Raw genomic sequence first — 456 nt, 5'->3', positions numbered from 1 at the left:
ATGCTGACTCTGAGTTTGACACTGATTGTGACTCACTAATTGATTCGCTTACTGAAGCTGACTCTGAGTTTGAAACAGACTGTGAGACTGAAATTGATTCACTTACTGACGATGATTCTGAATTAGACACTGATTGTGATTCTGAAACTGAAGCACTCGCTGAGGCTGACCCAGAATTTGAAACAGACTGTGATTCTGAAACTGAAGCACTTACTGAGGCTGAAGTTGAGTTTGACACTGATTGCGACTCAGAGATTGATTCGCTTACAGACGCGGATTCTGAAGTAGACAATGATTGTGATTCTGAAATCGACTCACTTGCAGATGCAGACTCGGAATTAGACAATGATTGTGATTCGCTTACTGATGCACTTTCTGAAGCGGACTCTGAGTTTGAAACGGATTGTGACTCAGATACTGAAGCACTCTCTGAAGCGGATTCAGAATTTGATACAG

1 protein-coding gene is annotated in these 456 nt (G+C 41.9%); it reads right to left on the bottom strand.

All coding sequences use genetic code 11. The annotated features are described in order from the left end of the window. Positions 1 to 456: hypothetical protein (locus tag AX662_RS10830; protein ID WP_197414715.1), on the bottom strand; the 456-nt coding region annotated here is incomplete at both ends.

Source organism: Streptococcus sp. CCH5-D3 (assembly GCF_001556435.1).
Classification (GTDB): domain Bacteria; phylum Bacillota; class Bacilli; order Lactobacillales; family Streptococcaceae; genus Streptococcus.
Note: the sequence above shows the minus strand (reverse complement) of the source record. Positions and strands in the feature narration are given on the sequence as shown.